Source organism: Psychrobacillus sp. FSL W7-1457, assembly GCF_038593405.1.
GTDB lineage: Bacteria > Bacillota > Bacilli > Bacillales_A > Planococcaceae > Psychrobacillus.
Window position 1 is genome coordinate 3,820,388 of sequence record NZ_CP151993.1, and the last position, 20,633, is coordinate 3,841,020.

A 20,633-nucleotide genomic window follows, 5' to 3' on the forward strand; every position below is an offset into this window, starting at 1 on the left:
AGCTGGCCGTTGTTTACAATTTTCACAAATCACCTTATCAACACCCCGTTCAATTTTCACTTTTTTCGTATTTTAGTGTTAAAAGCATGGCACATAGTATACGTGCTCGTAGCTCATCTCTTGCTGGTAGTGGGATGGCTAAAGTTGTTCTGTCTAGAGCTGCTAAAATTATCTTTGCCTCTCTTTTAGTAATAACATCTTCATCCAATAAACGAAAAACAATATCCTCTGTAGTGGATGCAGATGCTCCTGCTTCCAGACTTTGTATTATATGCTCAATTAATTCAGCTTTTGTGTGGGCTCGAACGCGGAGAATTCGAATATACCCACCACCACCACGTTTACTTTCCACCAAATATCCACGATCCAGTGTGAATCGGGTGTTTATTACATAATTTATTTGTGAGGGTACACATTGAAATTTTTCTGCGATCTCGCTTCTTTTGATTTCAATTTGCCCTCTACTTTCTTGTTCGATAATTGCCTTCAAATAACCTTCAATAATGTCAGATATATTTTTCATCTTCTCTCACCTCTTCTCACAAAAACTGACTTTGACTATCTTTGACTATATTATATAATGAATGTTTTGGTTGTGCAATTGATTTGCCTAGCATAAAAGAAACAAAAAAACTACCAACATTTATTGTCAGTAGTTTTAGGGTGTATCAAAATGAAAACTTATATTCTTATATTTGTGAATTGTATTTAAGCCGTGTAATAAAAATTGTTGGCTCTACCTCAATATCCTGTACTTTGAAAAAGTGATGTCTTTCATACAAATTAAGAGCTGGTATATTTTTTGCTCCGGTAGTAACTGTTATACTCACAGTTTTAGGAGTTGCACTTACAACATGGTGTAACAACTCAGAAGCTATTCCCTTTCTAAAATAATTTGGGTGGACAACTAACCTACAAATGTTTAGTACGTCTCCCTCATATTCATAGGAGATAAAACCAAGTAGGTTCTCCTTATTATACTTTCCTATAAAAATCTCTTTAGATACTTTAATATCCTCGATTGTTTCCTTAAGCTGTGGTATGCCTTCAAAACCGATAATTTCTGCTTCCTTGCGGTAAGCCGGAAGCTGTATTTCGAGCATTTCCTCTGCTACAGAATGTTTTTGGTGATCAATTAATCGAATCATACACACCTCTATTAAATTTTTCTTCTCTTATTAGTTTTTTGGATCTTCGATACTTGCTTCCATTTATCCCGTTCTGTTTTTTGAGCAGCTAAGTTGTTTTTTCGCTCGATATGGGCAAGCTCACGCAATAATTTCACATAGCTTACATATCGATCCTCTTTTAGCAAACCAGTTTGAATGGCTTCTTGAATGGCGCAACCCGGCTCTTTTTTATGCTGACAGTCTCTAAATCGACAGTCGATAGCAAGTTCTTCAATATCCTGAAAACTGTTGCTAATACCCTCGCTAGAATCCCAGAGCTGGAACTCTCTCATTCCCGGGGTATCAATTAATAGTCCCCCTCCAGGTAACAAGGAAAGCTCTCTATGAGTGGTTGTATGACGCCCTTTACTGTCATCAGCTCGAATATCGCTAACCTCCATTACATCCTCACCAGATAGAGCATTGATTAAAGAGGATTTTCCTACGCCTGAAGAACCTAGTAATGCACCCGTTTTCCCGTTGACCAGGAGAGCAGCTAAGTCTTCTATACCTTCTCCAGTAACACTAGATACTGTGAAAACGTCTACTCCGAATGCAATCGTTTCGACTTCACTGATGAAATAATCCACCTGTTCACAAGCATCTTTTTTCGTTAGCACCACGACAGGTGTAGCACCGGAGTCCCAAGCTGCAAGTAGGTAGCGCTCTAACCTTCTTACATTAAAATCATGGTTGAGTGACATCACTAAAAATACATAGTCTACATTCACTGCTACCAATTGAATTTCTGTTGTTGTACCTGCCACTTTTCTTGAGAATTGGGATTGTCTCGGTAGAACCTGTTGAATAATACCTTTATCTTCTCCGGGCATCTGCTCTAAAACCACCCAATCTCCTACTGCTGGATAGGCTTCTCGATTGTGATCAAATTTAAACCTACCCGAAAGAGAGCAAAGCCATTCACCTTCATTCGTAATTACTCGATAAGAATGCTTATGCTCGAGTAAAACTCGACCTACCAACCCATCGTTTGACATCTTTTCTTCCCATTTATTATTCCATCCATACTGTTCGATTAAATTCAATTCAATTTCCTCCTAATTTTCCCATTAAAATATTTGAGTCGCCATTTTTTTAGGCGAATTACTGGGCAACAAAAAAACCATGATTGCTCGAATCAGCAATCATGGTCTCCCGTTCATTAGTAAAGAAATTTCAAAAAGTATGAAGAAATAAGCTCGATTGTCTGTGTACAATCAAACTAATACCTATTCCGCCTACATTTTAAAAATAACAGGGTGAGACATCATGAACTTACTGATTCGAATCGAATTATATACAATAGCCATAATGCCTCACCTCTTTCTTTAAGTTAAATTCAGAATACTACAAGTTTTTGAAATATGCAATAGGCAATTACGCCGTTACATCACGTTTTGTAAATGACCAGTAGCTTGTCACTAGGAAAACTGCAAGGTAAATAAGGATTACGACAATAGAGAAGGCCATAGTCATTCCCTCTATTGAGGGATCATTTGCGCCAATGTATTGCCCCAAATTTGTATTAGCAAATAAAATATATTTCGAAGCCTCGATTTTCAGCGCCGCAAGAACTCCTGTAACTTGTACTCCTGTAAACATTAAGAAAATGGATATCCCTATTGCCAATGAGCTAGAACGGAAAACAGAGCCAATCATAAAGGCTAACATACCAATCACAAGTACATTAATTAAAGCTAGAGCAGTTAATAGCATTAACCTACCCCAGAAGGAAACTTCTACAACAGCTCCGTCCACTAGCTCTAACTGGGTTCCTGGTACATTATCAAAGAATATATATCCTAAAATGGTGCCCGAAATAAGAAGAATACCAGTCATTGCTACTGCAAATAAACCAACCGTTAAAAGTTTAGACGTTAGAATTTTCCAACGTTTTACTGGTCTTGTTAATAACATTTTAATCGTTCCTTGAGAAAACTCAGAAGCTACAATACCACCGGCAACGACTACTGTAAGTAGAGTAACAACAGACATCATACTAGGAAGACCAGTGATAAAGCCTTGTGCACTGTCATCAATAATTGGTGGCAGTTCATTATCCATTCTATACTTAGTTATCTCAGGTTCCTCTGCAACGGCCGTCATCTGACTCACTGTTATAGTTTCTCCTGAATCGTCCTGTCCTACTTCCAAGGAATTCATCCATTTAACAAAACCAGCGGAAGCAAGCATTACCAACACGAGCAATATAGCCATTATCCAGGTTGCTTTTTTACTCCATAGTTTTAACCACTCATTTCGTACGAGATTCAGCAATTTGTCCACCTCCTGTAATTTCTAAGAATTGATCTTCTAATGTTTTTCTATTTGGAGTGACGGAATAGATTTGTAGCCCATTCGCAATCATCTCTGCAACTAATGCAGGCACTTCCTCTTTATTAAGTGGGATTACAAAACCGCTTCCTTGAGTCTCCATTGTAATCTCTTTATGTTTAAAGAAATCTACTACTTTCTCTTTTTCAGATGCTTCGATGTAATAATAAGATTTCTGCTGTTCATTTACTTCTTGAATAGATAAAAGCTTTCCGTTTTGAATAACAGCAATCCGATCACACATTAATTCTATCTCTGCTAGTAGGTGGCTTGATACAAAGATAGCTACACCATCTTCTACGGCAATCTTTTTTAAGTACGTACGGAATTCCCGAATCCCTGCAGGATCTAAACCGTTAGTAGGCTCATCTAAAATTAGAAATTTAGGCTTATGTAAAATTGCCTGTGCTAGGCCAAGACGCTGTCTCATTCCTAATGAATAAGTAGATACCTTTTCATGAATACGCTTCTGAAGTCCCACCTGAGCAATTACTTCCTCAATGCGCTCTTTTGTTATATTCTTATTCATTCTTGCAAAATGAACTAAATTTTTATACCCGCTCATGTATTTATACATTTCAGGGTTTTCTACAATTACCCCTACCTTACTCATGGACTCCTCAAAATCCTCAGACAGAGGCTTTCCTTCTATAAAAACCTCACCTGATGTTGGCTTCATAAGACCAGTCATCATTCGTATAGTTGTTGTTTTCCCTGCTCCATTCGGCCCTAGGAATCCAGTTATTTGCCCAGAATACAAGTCTAATGTCAGGTCGTCGATAATTTTCTTTGTCCCGATTACTTTAGAAAGATTTTGTAACCGTACTATTGTTTTTTGTTCCAATTAACTCACCTTCCTTATCTCTAATTTTATCTCTATTAACTTATACGTCTCAAATTTGAATAAGTTCTATAAAAATCTAATTTAATTTGTTTTCCTTCTACGCAGCTATAAATCAAAATAAAAAAACACCAATCCATTTCAATCAGACTGGTGTAATCACATATCAATTATAAAGATGACAGGCAACAAAATGGCCTGGTTCCTGCTCTTGCCAAATCGGCTTTTTCTCTGCACATATAGACATCGCGTGAGGACATCTTGTCCGGAATACACAACCTGAAGGTGGATTGATCGGACTTGGTAGCTCGCCCTGTAAGATAATCCGTTGACGGGATTCCTCAATATCAGGGTCTGGAATTGGAATAGCCGACAACAATGCCTGAGTATAAGGATGTAATGGGCTTTCATAAAGCTGACTACTTGTTGTTAGTTCAACCATATGCCCTAAATACATTACACCAATACGATCAGAAATATATTTAACCATAGATAGATCATGAGCAATAAATAAGTAGGTTAACCCTTTTTCCTTTTGAAGACGCTGTAATAATTTTACTACTTGAGCTTGTACAGAAACGTCCAATGCAGATATTGGCTCATCTGCTATGATAAATTCCGGATCTAATGCCAGGGCTCGCGCAATTCCTATACGTTGTCTTTGTCCGCCTGAGAATTCATGTGGGTACCTATTAGCATGATCTCGATTTAGTCCGACATCTTCTAACAGCTCGTAAACTCTTTCTCTAATCTCTTTTTTAGAGCTATATAATTTATGAATTTCGATAGGCTCTGCAATAATTTCGAGGACGGTGGACCTAGGATTTAGAGATGCGTAGGGATCTTGGAAAATCATTTGCATTTTCTTCAAATAATCTTTACGTTCTTTATCATTCATTTCATGTACATTCTTTTGTTCGAATAGAACATCTCCATCAGTACGGTTATACAGACCTAGGATAGTACGTCCAGCGGTAGATTTGCCACAGCCCGATTCCCCTACTAATCCAAATGTTTCTCCCTTGAGAATATCAAAGCTAATCCCATCCACTGCCTTTAAAGTGCTGCCTTGACCAATATCAAAATGTCTCTTTAAATCCTTTACAGATAATAGTACATTCTCCGTCATATCTTTCCCCCCTAAACGGCATATCTTCTCACAGCACATATCTCTTTTTGTAGCTTGGAGCCTTCTAATACTAAAATTTCCACTGACTTTCCTGTTGAAGGTGAATGTAATAATTGACCATTCCCATAGTAAAATCCAACATGACGAACTGAGCCTGCGCCTTCGTCATTTGCAAAAAATAGCAAGTCTCCCTTTTTCCATGAAGAAGGTTCATCCATAGAGACCTCTATTCCTTCTATCGCCTGATCACTTGCATCGCGTGGGATAAAATAGCCACACGCCTTTAACATGTTGTATGAAAATCCTGAGCAATCAAAGCCATATGGAGACATCCCTCCCCATAGATATGGTAAGTCTAAGTAGGCTTCCCCCAGCCTCACAGTTTCCTCTAGTGGGAGTCTTGGTAATTGTTCCTTAGATGTAGCATATTGTACATTTTCTTTTCGGAGCAGCCCTTCTCCATGTGGCGCTCGAACCTTATAGAAATCATCCGTTTCCGCTAGAACAGGTAGAATTGTATTAAAAGGTAGAATCAGTAATGGTTTTTCTTCCGTATCCCATAACTGGGTTCTTGTACCCTTTACTCGAACAATTCCTTTGTTTTCTACCTCTACTATTTCTTTCAATTGAGCCAATGGCACCCAACCCGGATAGCCTCTTTCGTCTTTTTTAGAGGGCTGCCAGACTGCAATTATTTTTGCCCAATCGTCCTTTATCTCGTCCACTATAACTGGCTCTCCGTAAAGAAGCTGAGTTTGAACACGGTTCTCATCACAAAGGGCTAGTCGCTCCTTGTATGGCAGAGCTTCTAGCCATTCAACAAGCTGTACAGGATTGGATATTCCAGGACAATCTACTTCTCGAGCTGATGCTGGCTCTGTCCAGACCGTCGCAACCTTTACTGCACAAGCCCAATAACTTTTTTCTACTGTCATTTTTGTCCCTCCCCTATTTTAACGCTTGCAATGCCTAGCCCATAGGATTTCGAAAAGGTCATCGTGCTAGCTTGGTAGACGATTCCGCCTGTAACAATGTCCTCCGCCAACATTAAAGGGGCATCAAAATCATAAAAAAGGATATTAGACTGACTCGCTGCCAAATGAGCTGCCGCTGTTATACCTATTTTAGTTTCAATCATACTCCCTACCATACAGGTGATACCATTTGCCTCTGCCAATGTATTAATTTTTAATGCCTGATAAATGCCACCAGATTTCATTAATTTAATATTAATTAAGTCTGCAGCCCGCATTTCTAATACACGCTTAGCATCATAAATTGAGAAAACACTCTCATCTGCCATAATAGGGGTTGCTGTTCGTTCAGTTACGTATTTTAAGCCTTCTAAATCCTCTGCAGGTACAGGCTGCTCGACAAACTCAATATTAAGCCCAGCATCTTCCATAGTACCTATAGCACGGACGGCTTCTTTTGCATTCCATCCCTGATTGGCATCGAGCCTTATTTTAATATCTTTTCCTACTCGCTTCCTAATAGCCTCAATACGTTCAATATCATCTTGTATCGTACCTATTCCAACCTTTACTTTCAGTATTTGAAAGCCTTCTCTTACGTAGCGCTCAGCGTCCTCTGCCATCTCAGCTGGTGCATTGACACTCACAGTAAAATCGGTTGTAAGGCAATTTCGATAGCCTCCTAAATATTGATAAAGTGGTAGCTCAGCATATTGACCCAAAAGGTCAAAGATTGCCATGTCAACTGCAGCTTTTGCACTCGTATTTCTGACAAGTGCTTTATGGAGCTTCTGAAAAATTATCTCCTTTTCTAGTAAAGAAAGTCCGATTAGCTGCGGAGAAATAATTTCGTTTATCGCGTATTGGATACTTTCTAATGACTCACCAGTGATCACATGAGTAGGAGGTGCCTCTCCGTAACCTACCTTTCCTTCATCAGAGGTTACCTTCACGACAATGGAAAAAGCAGTGGTAACTGTACGTAATGCTGTTTTGAAAGGTTTGGTCAGTGGAACAGCAACATAAAACGTTTCAATAGCTTGTATTTTCACCCTATCTTCCTCCTACTCTACACCTGGTAATATAGATAACGTTAAGTTCTCTGTATTTAACATACCGTCTACTCCTAATGGAATCGCAAAGTGAGGCTGACAGTGTCCAATAAGAAAACCTTTTACTGCTGGTTTACCTAAGTTCCCTAAGTAATGATCAAAAACCTCATCCATTGTGAGAGATTTTTTACCTCTCCTTGGCTCCGCATCACAGAAGTCTCCAATGACGAATCCAGCAGCGGCATCTAGCTTGCCAGCTAAACGTAGTTGATTTAGCATTCCATCTACCTTATATGGCTCTTCTCCAATGTCCTCTATTAGCAGAAGCTTACGATTGGTATCCACTTCATATTTGGTCCCTATTCCGCTTGCAAGAAGAGAGAGATTTCCACCAACTAGCTCCCCTCGGGCTACCCCAGGAGCAACTATGGATAAAGGAGATATATCCTCTGTGTAGTGTAACTCTATTGGCTGAAACAGCTGATAAAACATTTTTTTGGATAGCTCATTAAATGTACTTTTACCCACGTCTGAAGCTAACATGGGACCATGGAATGTGACAATATCCGAATATAAATTCATTGCACTATGTAAATAAGTGATGTCTGAATAACCCCAAAAAATTTTCGGATTTTCATTCATTAATTGATAATCGATTTGGTCTGCATACCTTGCAGTACCGTATCCTCCGCCAGCACAAATTATTCCATTGATGTTAGGGTCTGCGAACATCTCATGTAAATCCTCTAGTCGCTCTTCGTCTGTGCCCGCTAAATACCCGTTAACTTGCTCTACACTTTTTCCCATTCTATAAGATAATCCTAATTCCTCTAAAAACGACAGGGAGCGTTTCAGTTGATCTAAGTTAGGAGGACTAGCTGGAGCAATAATTCCAATTGTATCCCCTTTTTTCAATCTATTTGGTTTTATTTTCATATGTATAATCTCCTTTGTTTTTAAAGAAAAGGGCGGCACTTGCAAAAGTGCCGCATCTTTTGTTTGGGAATAAATGCTTTTATTCCTTATCTGCCCATTTTAAATCCATGTATCCAACTGGATGCCTTACAATACCTTTAACATTCGATTTCTCCAGTGTTACTTGGTTGTAATAGTGGATTGGAATAACAGGCATTTCTTCCATTAAGAATTTGTCAGCCTCTATTAGCATATCCCAACGTTTTTGCTCATCTGTTTCATTTTTAATATCAGCAATCATTTTATCGAACTCTGGACTAGACCAAGTAGTACGATTCATAGAAGAACCAGTAATAAAGCTTTCTAATGCGTTTACAGGATCAGCATAGTCAAATAAGAAGGAAGAGCGTGATAACATGTATTTGAACTCTTTTTGTTCTGAAGCAAATACGCTAGCCTCTACATTTTGAAGTGCTATTTCTACTCCTAGAACTTCCTTAAATTTACTTTGAAGTGCCTCTGCAATTTTCTTGTGAGTGTCACTTGTTGAATAAGTTAAGGTTACTTGAGGTAGTTCAGTGTAACCTTCTTCTTTCATGCCTTCTGCTAAAAGTGCTTTTGCTTTTTCCGCATCATGCTGTATTAGCTTTCCAGCAGTCTCTCTAAATTCCTTGCCATCAGGACCGATAAATCCGTATGGAACAAACCCTTCTGCTGGTTTCTCGCCATTTTTTGTAACGTACTCTACAATTTGTTGTTGGTCAACAGCCATACCAAAAGCTTGGCGAATTTTTTTGTTTGTAAATGGTTCTGTAGAAACGTTATATCGGAAGAAATATAGACCGGCTTGGTCTTCGTTTTTTAACTCCGGATCATTCATCAATTTGTCTGAAAGCTCTGCTGGAACACCAGATACATCTAAATCACCTGTAGAGTACATTTGATATTCTGTATTCGAATCATCAATCATTGCCCACTCGACTTTGTCTAACTTCACAGTTTCAGCATCCCAATAACTTTCGTTTTTCTCAAAAGTGAAGCTTACATCATGATCCCAGCTAGCCAATTTAAAAGGACCATTCCCAACAAATGATTCTGCTTCTGTAAACCATTCCGGATTTTCTGTAGCTACCTTCTCGTTTACCGGGAAGAAGCTTGGGTTCGTGATAATATTTAAAAACGCTTCAGTTGGAGCAGCAAGTTTAACTTCAAATACTTTCTCACTAACAGCTTTAATCGCTACTGCATCAGCTGTTCCTTCTCCATTGTTGTAAGCCTCTGCCCCTTCAATAAAATATGCCAAGAATGCTGCTGGAGAAGCAGTTTCTGGATTTAACATATGCAACCATCCATAAACAAAATCTCCTGCTACAACAGGGTCTCCATTAGACCATTTTGCATTTTCACGAATCGTAAAAGTATACGTTAACCCATCCTCTGATATTTCAATTTTCTCCGCTGTAGCCTCTTCAGCTTGGTGGTCTTTGTTTAATCTTACTAGACCCTCCATAAGGTTGTTTAACGCGCTCCATGATACTGCATCAAACCCTACCGATGGATCAAATGACGTTGGCTCATTGCCATTATTTAGCTTAAGTACTTTTTCTGCCTCTGGAGCAGCTTCCTCTTTACCCTCGTCCGTCTTTGTTGTCGTCGGCTCAGTCTCGGTCGGTGTCTTCCCAGCCTCTTCATTGGCTGTACACGCGCTTAACACAAGAACAAACAAAGCCATAATTAATAATGAAAGCCATTTTTTCATCCTAGTTTCCCCCTCTGTATTGTATATGTGAATGCACTTGCGCGCTCTCATCCCTTTTACTTTTGTAATTGTAAAACCTTTGCTCTGTCATCCTGGAGCCAGCAATCTACCTTATGGGCATCTGATAGCTTACTTGTAAATGGATACACATGATCACATACTTCCATGGCAAACTTGCATCGTGCAGTAAATGGACAGCCAGTAGGAGGCGAGAAAAGGTCAGGTGGTGTTCCATCAATTGGCTGCAACTCCTCATCCATTAAATCCAAACGTGGAACTGAGTTTAGAAGCCCTTGAGTATAAGGATGCTGTGGAGTGTAAAAAATTTCTCTTTTATCCCCTATCTCCACGATTTTACCTGCATACATCACAGCGATGCGATCAGCTATCTTTGCTACTACCCCTAGGTCATGAGTAATTAAAATAATTGAAATATCGGTTTTCCTTTGAATTTCTTCAAAGAGCTCCAATATTTGTGCTTGTATTGTTACGTCTAAGGCAGTGGTAGGTTCATCTGCTATAAGCAGTTCTGGATCGCAGATTAAAGCAATGGCGATTACGATACGCTGTCTCATCCCACCAGAGAATTGGTGAGGATACTGTTTTAATCTTTCCGAAGGATTCGGGATGCCTACCAGGTTTAGCATTTCGATTGCCTTTAGCCTAGCCTCTTGTTTGCCAACCTTCTTATGTGTCCTCAAACCTTCCGTTAACTGCTCCCCTATAGTCAGGGTAGGGTTTAAGGCGGTCATAGGATCTTGAAAAATCATGGATACATCAATACCTTGGATCTTTCTGAGTTCAGATTTACTTAGCTTCGTAAGCTCTTTGTTTTTAAATAAGATACTTCCATTCTTAATCATGCCTGCTGGCTCCGGTATCAACCCCATGATGGCATTGGAGGTCACACTCTTTCCACAGCCAGATTCACCAACGATTGCTAACGTTTCACCTTTATATAAATCAAAGTTGACTCCCCTGACTGCTTCTACCTCTCCCCCATACGTTTTAAATGAAACTTGTAGGTTATTAACCTGTAATATTTTTTCATCAGTTATTTTCTTTTTTGCTTTCTTACCGCTAGGCCTAGCTAAAGAGTCACCCGATTGTAAGGATGCAGCTACTTCATCTACTTTCCCTCGAGCAAGTTCCTTTGCATGATCTAATTGATGTTCATTCATCCATTCTTACCTCCTAAGCTTTGGATCAAGTGCATCCTGTAAGCCATCTCCTAATACATTAAATGCAAACATTGTCACAGAGATAAAGAATGCAGGGAAAAACAACCTCCACCAATGGCCAGATAAAATTACCGGCAAGGCATCATTTGCCATTACACCCCAGCTGGCAGCGGGTGCAGATACTCCTAGTCCTAAAAAACTAAGAAATGCCTCAGCAAATATCGCACTCGGTACAGTAAGAGTCATTTGTACAATAATAGGACCCATCGTATTAGGCAATAAGTTTTTCCGTATGATTCTAGAGCTTTTTGCACCAAAGGATTTGGATGCAGTTACAAATTCATAGTTTTTAATTTGTAATACCTGGCCTCGTACAATCCTAGCCATACCTACCCAGCCAGTTACAGTTAACGCCACTATAATGGTTGTTAGACTTGGACCCATAACAACCATCAATAAAATAACTACCAATAAATGAGGTAGACCATAAAGTACTTCAATAATGCGCATCATGATCGCATCTGCTCTGCCGCCCTTGTAACCGCTAAAGCCTCCATAAATAATTCCAATAAAGAAATCAATTAATGCAGCCATTACCCCTACAAATAACGAAACTCTAGCACCGTACCATGTTCTTGTAAAAACATCTCGACCTGCCTCATCCGTACCGAACCAATGCTCAGCTGATGGACCTTGGTTTTGCATTGGATAATTTACTTCATCCATATCATATGGTGAAAAGATCGGACCAAATATGGCAAACAGGGTGAGAAGAACTAAAAAGAGCAGTCCTCCCATTGCAAGCTTATTTTTCTTTAGCCGTCTCCAAGCATCCTTCCAATAGGACAAAGAAGGTCTCACAACTGATTCGGCTTCTCCCTCTTCTTTTACTTTTGGACGAAACCATTCATCCTTTATTTCTACTGGGGATACAGTCTCTTGTGTTTTAACCATTAAGCATCCCCCTCTTTACGATGTAATTTGATACGTGGATCTAATATGCCGTAGACAATGTCTACTAAGAACAGCATAAATACTAGGAATGCACTATAAAAGACTGTCGTTCCCATGATAACTGGATAATCACGATTATTAATGCTTTCTACAAAGTATTTCCCCATTCCTGGAATGGCAAAAATGCGTTCTATTACGAAGGTACCTGTTAGAATACCTGCAAGCATCGTACCCATAATGGTTACTACTGGCATTAAGGCATTTCTTAAGGCATGACGAAAAACAATTCTAGCTGGAGAAAGTCCTTTAGCTCTTGCCATTTTGATATAATCCTGTGTCAATACTTCTAGCATGCTGGATCTAGTTAAACGAGCGATTATAGCTGTAGGTCCCGTGGCCAATGCTAGAGTTGGAAGAATCATATGCAATGGACTACTCCAAGTGGCTGGCGGTAATAACTCCCACGTTACCGCCACTTGCTGAATCAGTAAAGTGGCTAAAACAAAGTTAGGAACTGATATACCAATTACCGCAAAAGTCATAGCCAAATAATCAATAATACCGTTATGCCGGAGGGCGGCCAATGTACCTAAAAGAACCCCGGACAATAAAGCAACTAAGATAGTTGCCATTCCTAACTCAAAGGAAATTGGAAACCCCCTCGCTAATAGTTCATTGACTGATTCATTTGGCTTTTTAATAGACGGACCAAAATCGAATGTAACAATTGACTTCAAATAGTTTAAATATTGCACGTACATAGGCTGATCAAGCTTATAAAACTTTTCTAAATTTGCTTGAATAGTAGGATTTGAAGTTCTTTCTCCATCAAAAGGTGAACCCGGTATGGTGTGCATTAATGCAAATGTGAGAGTTGCAATGATGAGGATTGTTGCTATCATCATCATAAAACGCTTAATAATATACTTCGTCACGGCAGGCTTCCTCCTAACAGAATTTGGTTTGCATTGCTAGCTCTACCATGACAAGCATCGCACGATACGCTTCGAGAATATCTTTTGCTTCAAATTTTACGATAGTTGTTCCTTCTATTATTTCACAGCCAGGCATCAGTGCTGCCCACTCAGCTTGTCCGTAGTTTGTAAATTCAATTTTTAATATTGGGTGCTCGGGAGGTGTAAGTGGTGGAATATGATCTCTTTTTTTAATAGCCTCTGCTACTTTCTCTTTTAGAAGGGCTTGTGATTTTTGAGGGTGTAATGTTTTTACAGCAGACCTAGATATAGATTGCTTTACCGCTGCTGTTACAATGCCAGGTATAAGAGCTTCTGCCTCGCGACAAGCTCCGTCATCTCCAGCAACCATAATGACAGGAACCCCGTAATAGCCAGCCACATATGCATTAAGTCCAAGCTCTCCTATTTCTACGTCATTGATGTACATATTGCGAACTCCAAAAATCATGGAATGGCTCATAACCCCAGGTTGTCCTGCTCTAGAATGATATCCCGCAAATACTGCTCCTATGTAACTTTCATCTAATGACTGTACCATCGAATAAGGCTTAAGATCTCCTGTAATTAAAGAGACTTCTGGATGCAATTCCTCCACTAAAAGATTATTCATTTTTGAATGGCTGTCATTAACTAGGACCTCGTTGACTCCAGTAGATAGTGCCCCTTCTATAATTGCATTGGCTTCTTGCGTCATGATGCGTCTTGCTCTTTCATAGTTATGCTTGTTCGACTCCACAAATGTGTAATCCGGCAGACCGGTTATGCCTTCCATATCAACTGAAAGAAATAGCTTCAATACATTCTCCCCCAAATTCTAACTCTATTTTTCTATTAGTAAGACCAACTTTATCAAAATTTACGGAAAATTACAATATCTCGTTTTTGCTAGATGTTTGGGATATTAAAAAAAAATTAATAAATTCATTTTTTCCCTTACCAAAGAAAATAAAAAGCAAATGCACCTTTTATAAAGGGCATTTGCAATATTCGATTAAGATATACAAAACTTGGTTAAGTCAACGCGATAGTTCAAAAATTAACGAAATCTAGAGAAAAATCCACGATGGGATCCACCTGAAAACTGATTGTTAACAGGGTATGCATTTTGTGCTTCAGGTACTACCACTGTTTCATTAGATTCTGTAACGTAAAATTGTGGAACATTTACGATATGTTCTCTATTTACATTTACAATAGGTTGAATGACTGGTTGAACTCTTGGTATGAAAGAATCACTAACACGATATTGCGGTGGGCAAATAATTGGCTCAGCTGCTGGTAGCTGTCTTCTGCAACCACATTGTTGGCCCCAACTCATGTTCTTTCCACATGAATGACACATATGATGATTACTCATATTCTTCACCTCCTCTTGCACTTAATAATAATAGATGCAAGAAATCTTCGGAGGTATAGACATACACCTCAATGCCCAAAAAAAAGAATGACTTTGCGAAATACTTTTTACGTAAAACCCACAACAAACAAGGATAAATTAAAATCACGTTTTTAAATTCTCAACTCTTGTATATGCATACCTTTAATTAATATGAGTCATACTTTAAAGGATACAATATAATGGTATCGATTTCTTCAATCCTTTCAGGATTAGCAAGAAATACTTATCATCACTCTTTCCATATAATATTAAAAATAGGTAATATTTGCTTCTTTTGATTTATTTCCATATATTTCACCGTATAAAATACCTAATAAAAACGTTTGAATATATTAAAAAACGGTTATTCTAGGCATATGGGTTGATTAAACAATTTTATCTTAGTATAGTAATAGACTTAGTTGGAGCTAAAAGGAGGAAACATGAAAAATATTTCAAAAGTATTTTATATCACCATCGGCCTTATTATTTTAGCGGTCGGTTATGGAGCATTGGCTCCGGAAAGTTTTGAGGCACTTACTACACGAGGTAAGTCGTTTGTTTCAACATCATTTGGTTGGTATTACATGCTACTCATGTCAATGATGTTATTAATTAGTATATTTTTTATCTTCAGTCCGTACGGGAAGATACGATTAGGTAAGGATACTGATCGACCAGAATTCAGTTTAATTTCCTGGTTAGCCATGCTATTTTCAGCAGGAATGGGAATCGGTCTTGTCTTTTATGGTGCCGCTGAACCTCTATCTCACTTCGCAACTAGTCCTGCTACTGAAGACCCTAATACGAATGCTGCATTTAAAGAAAGCTTAAGACAATCCTTTTTTCATTGGGGACTACATGTTTGGGCAATGTATGGAGTTATCGCTTTAACACTTGCTTACTTTCAGTTCCGTAAAGGGGAACCGGGGTTAATTTCGGCAACACTGAAGCCAATCTTCGGCAAAAGAATGGAAGGTCCATGGGGCGTCCTTGTCGATGTACTAGCTGTCTTTGCTACAGCATTTGGAGTTGCTACTTCCCTTGGCTTCGGCGCTGTTCAAATTAACGCAGGTCTTAACTACTTATTCGGTTTTGAAATAGGTATCTTTTCACAATTTATCATTATTGCCGTGGTTACTGTCTTATTTGTGGCCTCTGCATGGTCAGGGTTGAGCAAAGGTATTAAGTATCTTTCAAACCTGAACTTAATACTTGCTCTTGCCCTTTTACTATTTGTAATTGTTCTAGGACCAACTTTACTAATTTTAAATATGTTCACGGATTCATTTGGTGGTTATTTAGCAAATATCATTCAAATGAGCTTTAGAACCGCTCCATTAAACTCTAGCAATAGAGAATGGTTGGATATGTGGACTATCTTTTATTGGGCTTGGTGGATATCATGGGCACCATTTGTTAGTATGTTCATCGCTCGAGTTTCTAAAGGTAGAACGATTCGCGAGTTTATGATTGGGGTATTAGTAGTGCCTACTCTTTTAGGTGCTATTTGGTTCTCATCTTTTGGGACCACCGCTATTGATATACAAAAAAGAGGCATTGCAGATTTAGCAAGTCTTTCAACAGAGCTAACTATTTTTGAGATGTTTAATACCATGCCATTCTCTTTTATCATTTCTCTGTTTGCAATTTTGTTAATCGCATCGTTCTTTATCACGTCTGCGGATTCTGCCACATTTGTGCTCGGTATGCAGTCTACTAATGGTTCTCTTACACCACCTAATAGCGTCAAGCTTACATGGGGAGTTATCCAATCGACTATTGCGCTTATATTACTATCGGTCAATGGGCTCACCGCGTTACAAAACACTATTATTATAGCGGCACTGCCGTTCTCATTTATAATGATAGTAATGGTTATATCATTATTTAAATCATTAAACGACGAAACTAAGGTAAAGATAAAAAAATAACAAAAATGCCAGGGAAAATCCCTTGGCATTTTTGTTTTAATATTTTTCATTGGGATATTATGAGATAATATACAAAGATCTGGTCGAAAGTGTGGTTTCTTTATGATAAGTACAATAGGCAGGACAGTCAACCAAGAGATCATTATAGATTTTCCTTTAGAATATATACAAACAAACGAACTGGAATGGTATTGGGTGGATATCGGTGAACCGACTAAAGAAGAGGAACAACTTTTAAGTTCCTTCTTTCACTTCCATCCACTTGCTATCGAGGATTGTCTGCAAATGCTGCAGCGCCCTAAGTTGGATCACTATGGTGATTATGAATTTTTTGTTTTACACGCCTTCAATGAGAAAGAAATGGAGGCTGAGGAGCTCAATCTTTTTGTCGGAAAGGATTTTGTTGTAAGCTTTCACTTTCCCCCTATGCAAGAGTTACAAGAAGCTAGAGAGAGAATAAGAAGTAACCCGAGGGATTGGGAACGTGGCAACATCCTCATTACGTACAATATCGTGGATAAAGTGGTAGACACGTACTTCCCAATTGTTTACCATATTGAAGATTATTTGAATGAGGTAGACGAAAGGCTAGCGATGGACATGGATCATTTGTCTATGGATCAAGTATTTGACCTTCGAAGTGACTTATTGCGTTTACGAAGAACTATTATTCCAATGCGAGACTTGCTATACCGGGTGATGTACTCCGAACGTATTAACTTAAACCAGAGTGAGCGTGCATATTTTGATGACATTTATGATCATCTTCTGAAGTTAACCGAGATGGTAGAAGCTAATCGAGAGTTAACTGCAGATATAAGGGACAGCTATGATTCGATCAATGCTAGCCGAATGAATCGTATTATGATGATACTGACCACGGTTTCTACCGTCTTTATTCCTTTAACGTTTATCGTTGGGGTGTACGGCATGAATTTTATTAATATGCCTGAGTTAGAGTGGAAGTATGGCTACTTTATTGTCGTTGGCTTAATGGTAGTGATTGCTACTGGAATGATTACCTGGTTCAAGTATAAGGGCTGGTTTAATTTGTTTAGAAGTTAAAATTTACTTAGGGGGATAATATGATTGAGATTAAAGGAACACATAATAATGCATTAGTTTTTACAGATATAATAGAAGAAACTGCAAAATCTCAGGTAGAACAGCTTTGTAGTCTTCCATTTCTTCAGGACACCAAAATTAGAATGATGCCAGATTTACATGCTGGTAAAGGCTGTACGGTGGGCACAACTATGACGATTACTAATAAAGTAGTCCCTAATTTTGTAGGAGTCGATTTAGGATGTGGAATGATTTGTGCAAAGATAGACACTAGAAAAGAAGATGTGGATTTTGCCAAGCTTGATAAGACAATCAAAAAAAATGTACCAAGCGGAACTCGTATTCGCCAAAAAGAACATCGTAATACAATAGAAATACCTTTTGAAGAGGTATCTGCTCCTATCAATGAACAGCGTGCAAAATTGAGCCTAGGTTCACTTGGAGGAGGAAACCACTTTATAGAACTCAACGAAGGTGAAGATGGGAGTATCTATCTAGTTATACACTCTGGAAGTAGAAACTTAGGAAAGCAAATTGCAGAGCATTATCAGCAAGTAGCATCCAATACTTTAGGTAACAGCATCTCAAAAGATCTTGCATATGTAGAGGGAGACAATATGAAGGATTATTTATATGACCTTTCAATTGCCCAAAAGTACGCCGCATTTAATCGTAAGACAATGGTTGATGTTATTTGTAGAGGGATGAATTGGAGTGTTCAATCTGAGTTTGATACCATTCATAATTATATTGACTTAGATAACATGATTTTACGCAAGGGAGCAATATCAGCTCAAGCTGGTGAGATCGTAATTATACCAATGAATATGCGTGATGGCTCACTTATCTGCCGCGGAAAAGGAAATCCTGAATGGAATTATTCTGGTCCTCATGGAGCTGGCCGTTTAATGAGCCGTTCTCAAGCAAGAAAACACGTTGCTTTAGAAGACTTTCAAGCTTCTATGGAAGGAATTTGGAGTACTTCCGTAGTGTCTGCCACAGTAGATGAATCTCCTTTTGCCTACAAGGCTATGGAAGATATACTTGCTCATATTCATGACACTGTTGATGTATTAGAGGTTATTAAGCCCGTCTATAATTATAAAGCACACTAAAATAAAGGAGGCTCATCATATTTTCTTATGATGAGCCTCCTTCTTGTATCTCCATTTAAATCATGACTGATTAGCTGTCCAGTAATAAAATAAAGCTGTAAAAGTTAGTTTTTCTACATATGATAGGCCTTCTGCAAATGAAACGTGAACATTCATCCCTTGCAGCTCAAAGGCGGGGTGTGTAGCGTACGGAAACATACCAAAACGATAGGTTGCTAATCTTTTACCCTTCAAATCATTTACGTCTATATCACCGTACACACTCTTTGCCTCCATTTGATGTGTTTTTTCCCGATTTGGGTCAAATACTAGTGCTCTATTTTTTACTGAAAAAACCGGAAGTACTGCAGTTGAGAGGTGTACCTGCTTATGATCAAACACTTGTATCTCCATAAATTTAAGTTTGTTTGCAATAGTAAACTTGCTAACCACTTGACCATCCATTGTTATAACATCATAAGTTACTGGAAATATCATTCCTTTTCGAATAAGTGGAAATGCATTTAGCCTTCTTATGACCGGCTGTTCCACTGTAGGACTGATACTATAAAGCCTTTCACCAGTAGGGGAGACTAAAAAGCTCCTCGGAATAATCGAGACATCACTTTGGAAATTTAACTCCTTTAATGTAAACTCAGATGGAGTTTGTTCTGTAACTGTGCTCTGCTCCACTGGTAGCTTGTTCGCTGCTTGTTGGAACAAGAAAGTCAAACTAAAGAAAATGAGAAGCGTCCATCCTACAGATATATGTAATTCCCAATCCGTTAATAAAGTCTCCCTAAAGCCCAAAATTACTGCTATGTAAACTATTAAAACAGTAATAGAGGCAATTTTAGCATATTTAGCTGTCCGTTCATAAATATGTTTCATCTACATCCCCCCTCCCCCTTTTACGAAGACCTTCAGGAAATAGTTTCATAAAAAAATCCCTCCTAAAGATTTCTCTTTTGGAGGGTGAGAGTATTCTTTAATGCTCCAATGCTCGCTTAAACAGTTTTCGTAAAAATTGCCACAAAATATAGAGGCCAAACGCTAGAAATAATACTACTAAAATGGTCTCTACTGCGTGTGGTAGATTAAATGGGTTTAAGAAGATTTGAAGCGTAACTAGCAAATAGATGAGTCCAGCGATTCCAGCAATAACTACAATACCCATTATTGCAATTTGCATATAACTAAGTTGCTTCATTTGATGACGGTGTATAAATAATTCTAAAATGATGACCAAAAGGATAACCATAATTGTAATTGTCATCTCATGGAGATAGATAGAATTTATTAAATAGATGCCAAGAAATAAAATCATTAAGTACTTATAATTCTCATCTATTAGCTTTATCATACAGTCACCTCAGTTTTTAATATTTCATCGCTAGACGTTGTTTACGGTGGGCCCTTCTTGCTGGTCCAGTTTCATACAGACGTTTTTCGTCCTCATTTTCTGGATGAATGCCCGGAACTGGAACTGGTTTCCCCTCTTCATCTACTGCAACCATTGTCAGGAATGATTCCGTTGTAAGCTTCTCTTCTCCTGTCAGTAGATTCATGGAAGTTACGCGAACGTATACCTCCATTGAACTGCGTCCCGTTGAGGATACAATTGCATCTAATTCAATTACATCTCCAACTTTTGCTGAAGATAAAAAGTCTACAGAATCAATAGAAGCAGTCACGACAGCTCCTTTTGCATGTTTCATCGCAGTGATGGCTGCGATTTCATCTATAAATGCTAAAACCTTGCCACCAAATATAGTTTCATGATGATTAGTATCTGGAGGTAAGATTAAATGGGTTTGAATTGTTCTTGATTGACTCATTGGATTAGTATTCACGAAAATCTCTCCTTGATGTTTAAC

Annotated in this window: 21 protein-coding genes; 3 read left to right on the top strand and 18 right to left on the bottom strand. The window is 38.5% G+C overall.

Annotated elements, in window-relative coordinates; genetic code table 11:
• Nucleotides 1-49 precede the first annotated feature (49 nt).
• The 15 genes from NSQ95_RS18840 to NSQ95_RS18910 all read right to left on the bottom strand — a co-directional run bounded on the left by NSQ95_RS18840 (nucleotide 50) and on the right by NSQ95_RS18910 (nucleotide 14,642).
• Nucleotides 50-523 carry a CtsR family transcriptional regulator gene (locus NSQ95_RS18840; RefSeq protein ID WP_340881349.1) on the bottom strand — a complete coding sequence of 158 codons (474 nt, stop codon included), beginning with the start codon at nucleotides 521-523 and terminating at the stop codon, nucleotides 50-52.
• 166 nt (nucleotides 524-689) lie between these two features.
• A complete protein-coding gene (locus tag NSQ95_RS18845; RefSeq protein WP_342560056.1) occupies nucleotides 690-1,148 on the bottom strand; it encodes a GNAT family N-acetyltransferase in 459 nt (152 codons plus the stop codon).
• 11 nt (nucleotides 1,149-1,159) lie between these two features.
• A complete protein-coding gene (gene rsgA / locus NSQ95_RS18850) occupies nucleotides 1,160-2,221 on the bottom strand; it encodes a ribosome small subunit-dependent GTPase A (protein ID WP_342560832.1) in 1,062 nt (353 codons plus the stop codon).
• 325 nt (nucleotides 2,222-2,546) lie between these two features.
• The gene (locus NSQ95_RS18855; RefSeq protein ID WP_342560057.1) at nucleotides 2,547-3,446 is read right to left on the bottom strand and encodes an ABC transporter permease subunit; all 900 of its coding nucleotides are present in this window, start codon (nucleotides 3,444-3,446) and stop codon (nucleotides 2,547-2,549) included.
• Nucleotides 3,424-4,347 carry an ABC transporter ATP-binding protein gene (locus tag NSQ95_RS18860; RefSeq protein WP_340881343.1) on the bottom strand — a complete coding sequence of 308 codons (924 nt, stop codon included), beginning with the start codon at nucleotides 4,345-4,347 and terminating at the stop codon, nucleotides 3,424-3,426. The genes NSQ95_RS18855 and NSQ95_RS18860 overlap by 23 nt, the downstream gene beginning before the upstream one ends.
• A gap of 163 nt (nucleotides 4,348-4,510) precedes the next feature.
• A complete protein-coding gene (locus NSQ95_RS18865) occupies nucleotides 4,511-5,473 on the bottom strand; it encodes an oligopeptide/dipeptide ABC transporter ATP-binding protein (protein WP_340881341.1) in 963 nt (320 codons plus the stop codon).
• 11 nt (nucleotides 5,474-5,484) lie between these two features.
• The gene (locus NSQ95_RS18870; protein WP_342560058.1) at nucleotides 5,485-6,408 is read right to left on the bottom strand and encodes a C40 family peptidase; all 924 of its coding nucleotides are present in this window, start codon (nucleotides 6,406-6,408) and stop codon (nucleotides 5,485-5,487) included.
• On the bottom strand, nucleotides 6,405-7,499 hold the full coding sequence (locus tag NSQ95_RS18875) for a dipeptide epimerase (protein WP_340881338.1): 1,095 nt from the start codon (nucleotides 7,497-7,499) through the stop codon (nucleotides 6,405-6,407). Before NSQ95_RS18875 ends, NSQ95_RS18870 begins: the two co-directional genes overlap by 4 nt.
• A gap of 12 nt (nucleotides 7,500-7,511) precedes the next feature.
• Complete coding sequence (locus NSQ95_RS18880) at nucleotides 7,512-8,435, bottom strand: LD-carboxypeptidase (protein ID WP_340881336.1); 924 nt, start codon at nucleotides 8,433-8,435, stop codon at nucleotides 7,512-7,514.
• A gap of 79 nt (nucleotides 8,436-8,514) precedes the next feature.
• Entirely contained in the window at nucleotides 8,515-10,173 is a 1,659-nt protein-coding gene (locus NSQ95_RS18885) for a peptide ABC transporter substrate-binding protein (protein WP_342560059.1), read from the bottom strand.
• A 56-nt stretch (nucleotides 10,174-10,229) separates the two neighbouring features.
• Nucleotides 10,230-11,354, bottom strand: coding sequence for an ABC transporter ATP-binding protein (locus NSQ95_RS18890; RefSeq protein WP_340881333.1), 1,125 nt, complete (start codon nucleotides 11,352-11,354; stop codon nucleotides 10,230-10,232).
• Nucleotides 11,355-11,360: 6 nt separating this feature from the next.
• Nucleotides 11,361-12,308: an ABC transporter permease gene (locus NSQ95_RS18895; RefSeq protein ID WP_169359408.1), complete on the bottom strand. Its 948-nt coding sequence runs from the start codon at nucleotides 12,306-12,308 to the stop codon at nucleotides 11,361-11,363.
• A complete protein-coding gene (locus NSQ95_RS18900; protein WP_340881330.1) occupies nucleotides 12,308-13,243 on the bottom strand; it encodes an ABC transporter permease in 936 nt (311 codons plus the stop codon). The genes NSQ95_RS18895 and NSQ95_RS18900 overlap by 1 nt, the downstream gene beginning before the upstream one ends.
• A gap of 13 nt (nucleotides 13,244-13,256) precedes the next feature.
• Nucleotides 13,257-14,081, bottom strand: coding sequence for a M55 family metallopeptidase (locus NSQ95_RS18905; RefSeq protein ID WP_342560060.1), 825 nt, complete (start codon nucleotides 14,079-14,081; stop codon nucleotides 13,257-13,259).
• A 240-nt stretch (nucleotides 14,082-14,321) separates the two neighbouring features.
• Nucleotides 14,322-14,642, bottom strand: a complete 321-nt coding sequence (locus NSQ95_RS18910) for a hypothetical protein (RefSeq protein WP_342560061.1) — start codon at nucleotides 14,640-14,642, stop codon at nucleotides 14,322-14,324.
• Between the two features lie 464 nt (nucleotides 14,643-15,106).
• Between NSQ95_RS18910 and NSQ95_RS18915 the strand changes: the two genes are divergently transcribed.
• From NSQ95_RS18915 to NSQ95_RS18925, 3 genes are all read left to right on the top strand, one after another.
• Entirely contained in the window at nucleotides 15,107-16,597 is a 1,491-nt protein-coding gene (locus NSQ95_RS18915; RefSeq protein ID WP_342560062.1) for a BCCT family transporter, read from the top strand.
• A 102-nt stretch (nucleotides 16,598-16,699) separates the two neighbouring features.
• Entirely contained in the window at nucleotides 16,700-17,662 is a 963-nt protein-coding gene (gene corA / locus NSQ95_RS18920; RefSeq protein ID WP_342560063.1) for a magnesium/cobalt transporter CorA, read from the top strand.
• Nucleotides 17,663-17,682: 20 nt separating this feature from the next.
• The gene (locus NSQ95_RS18925; protein WP_342560064.1) at nucleotides 17,683-18,777 is read left to right on the top strand and encodes an RtcB family protein; all 1,095 of its coding nucleotides are present in this window, start codon (nucleotides 17,683-17,685) and stop codon (nucleotides 18,775-18,777) included.
• 60 nt (nucleotides 18,778-18,837) lie between these two features.
• On the opposite strand, the gene NSQ95_RS18930 is transcribed toward NSQ95_RS18925, so the two are convergent.
• The 3 genes from NSQ95_RS18930 to NSQ95_RS18940 all read right to left on the bottom strand — a co-directional run bounded on the left by NSQ95_RS18930 (nucleotide 18,838) and on the right by NSQ95_RS18940 (nucleotide 20,594).
• Nucleotides 18,838-19,647: a hypothetical protein gene (locus NSQ95_RS18930; protein ID WP_342560065.1), complete on the bottom strand. Its 810-nt coding sequence runs from the start codon at nucleotides 19,645-19,647 to the stop codon at nucleotides 18,838-18,840.
• Between the two features lie 97 nt (nucleotides 19,648-19,744).
• Nucleotides 19,745-20,119, bottom strand: coding sequence for a hypothetical protein (locus tag NSQ95_RS18935; protein ID WP_342560066.1), 375 nt, complete (start codon nucleotides 20,117-20,119; stop codon nucleotides 19,745-19,747).
• Between the two features lie 16 nt (nucleotides 20,120-20,135).
• Nucleotides 20,136-20,594: an acyl-CoA thioesterase gene (locus NSQ95_RS18940; protein ID WP_169359432.1), complete on the bottom strand. Its 459-nt coding sequence runs from the start codon at nucleotides 20,592-20,594 to the stop codon at nucleotides 20,136-20,138.
• Between the last annotated feature and the right edge of the window lie 39 nt (nucleotides 20,595-20,633).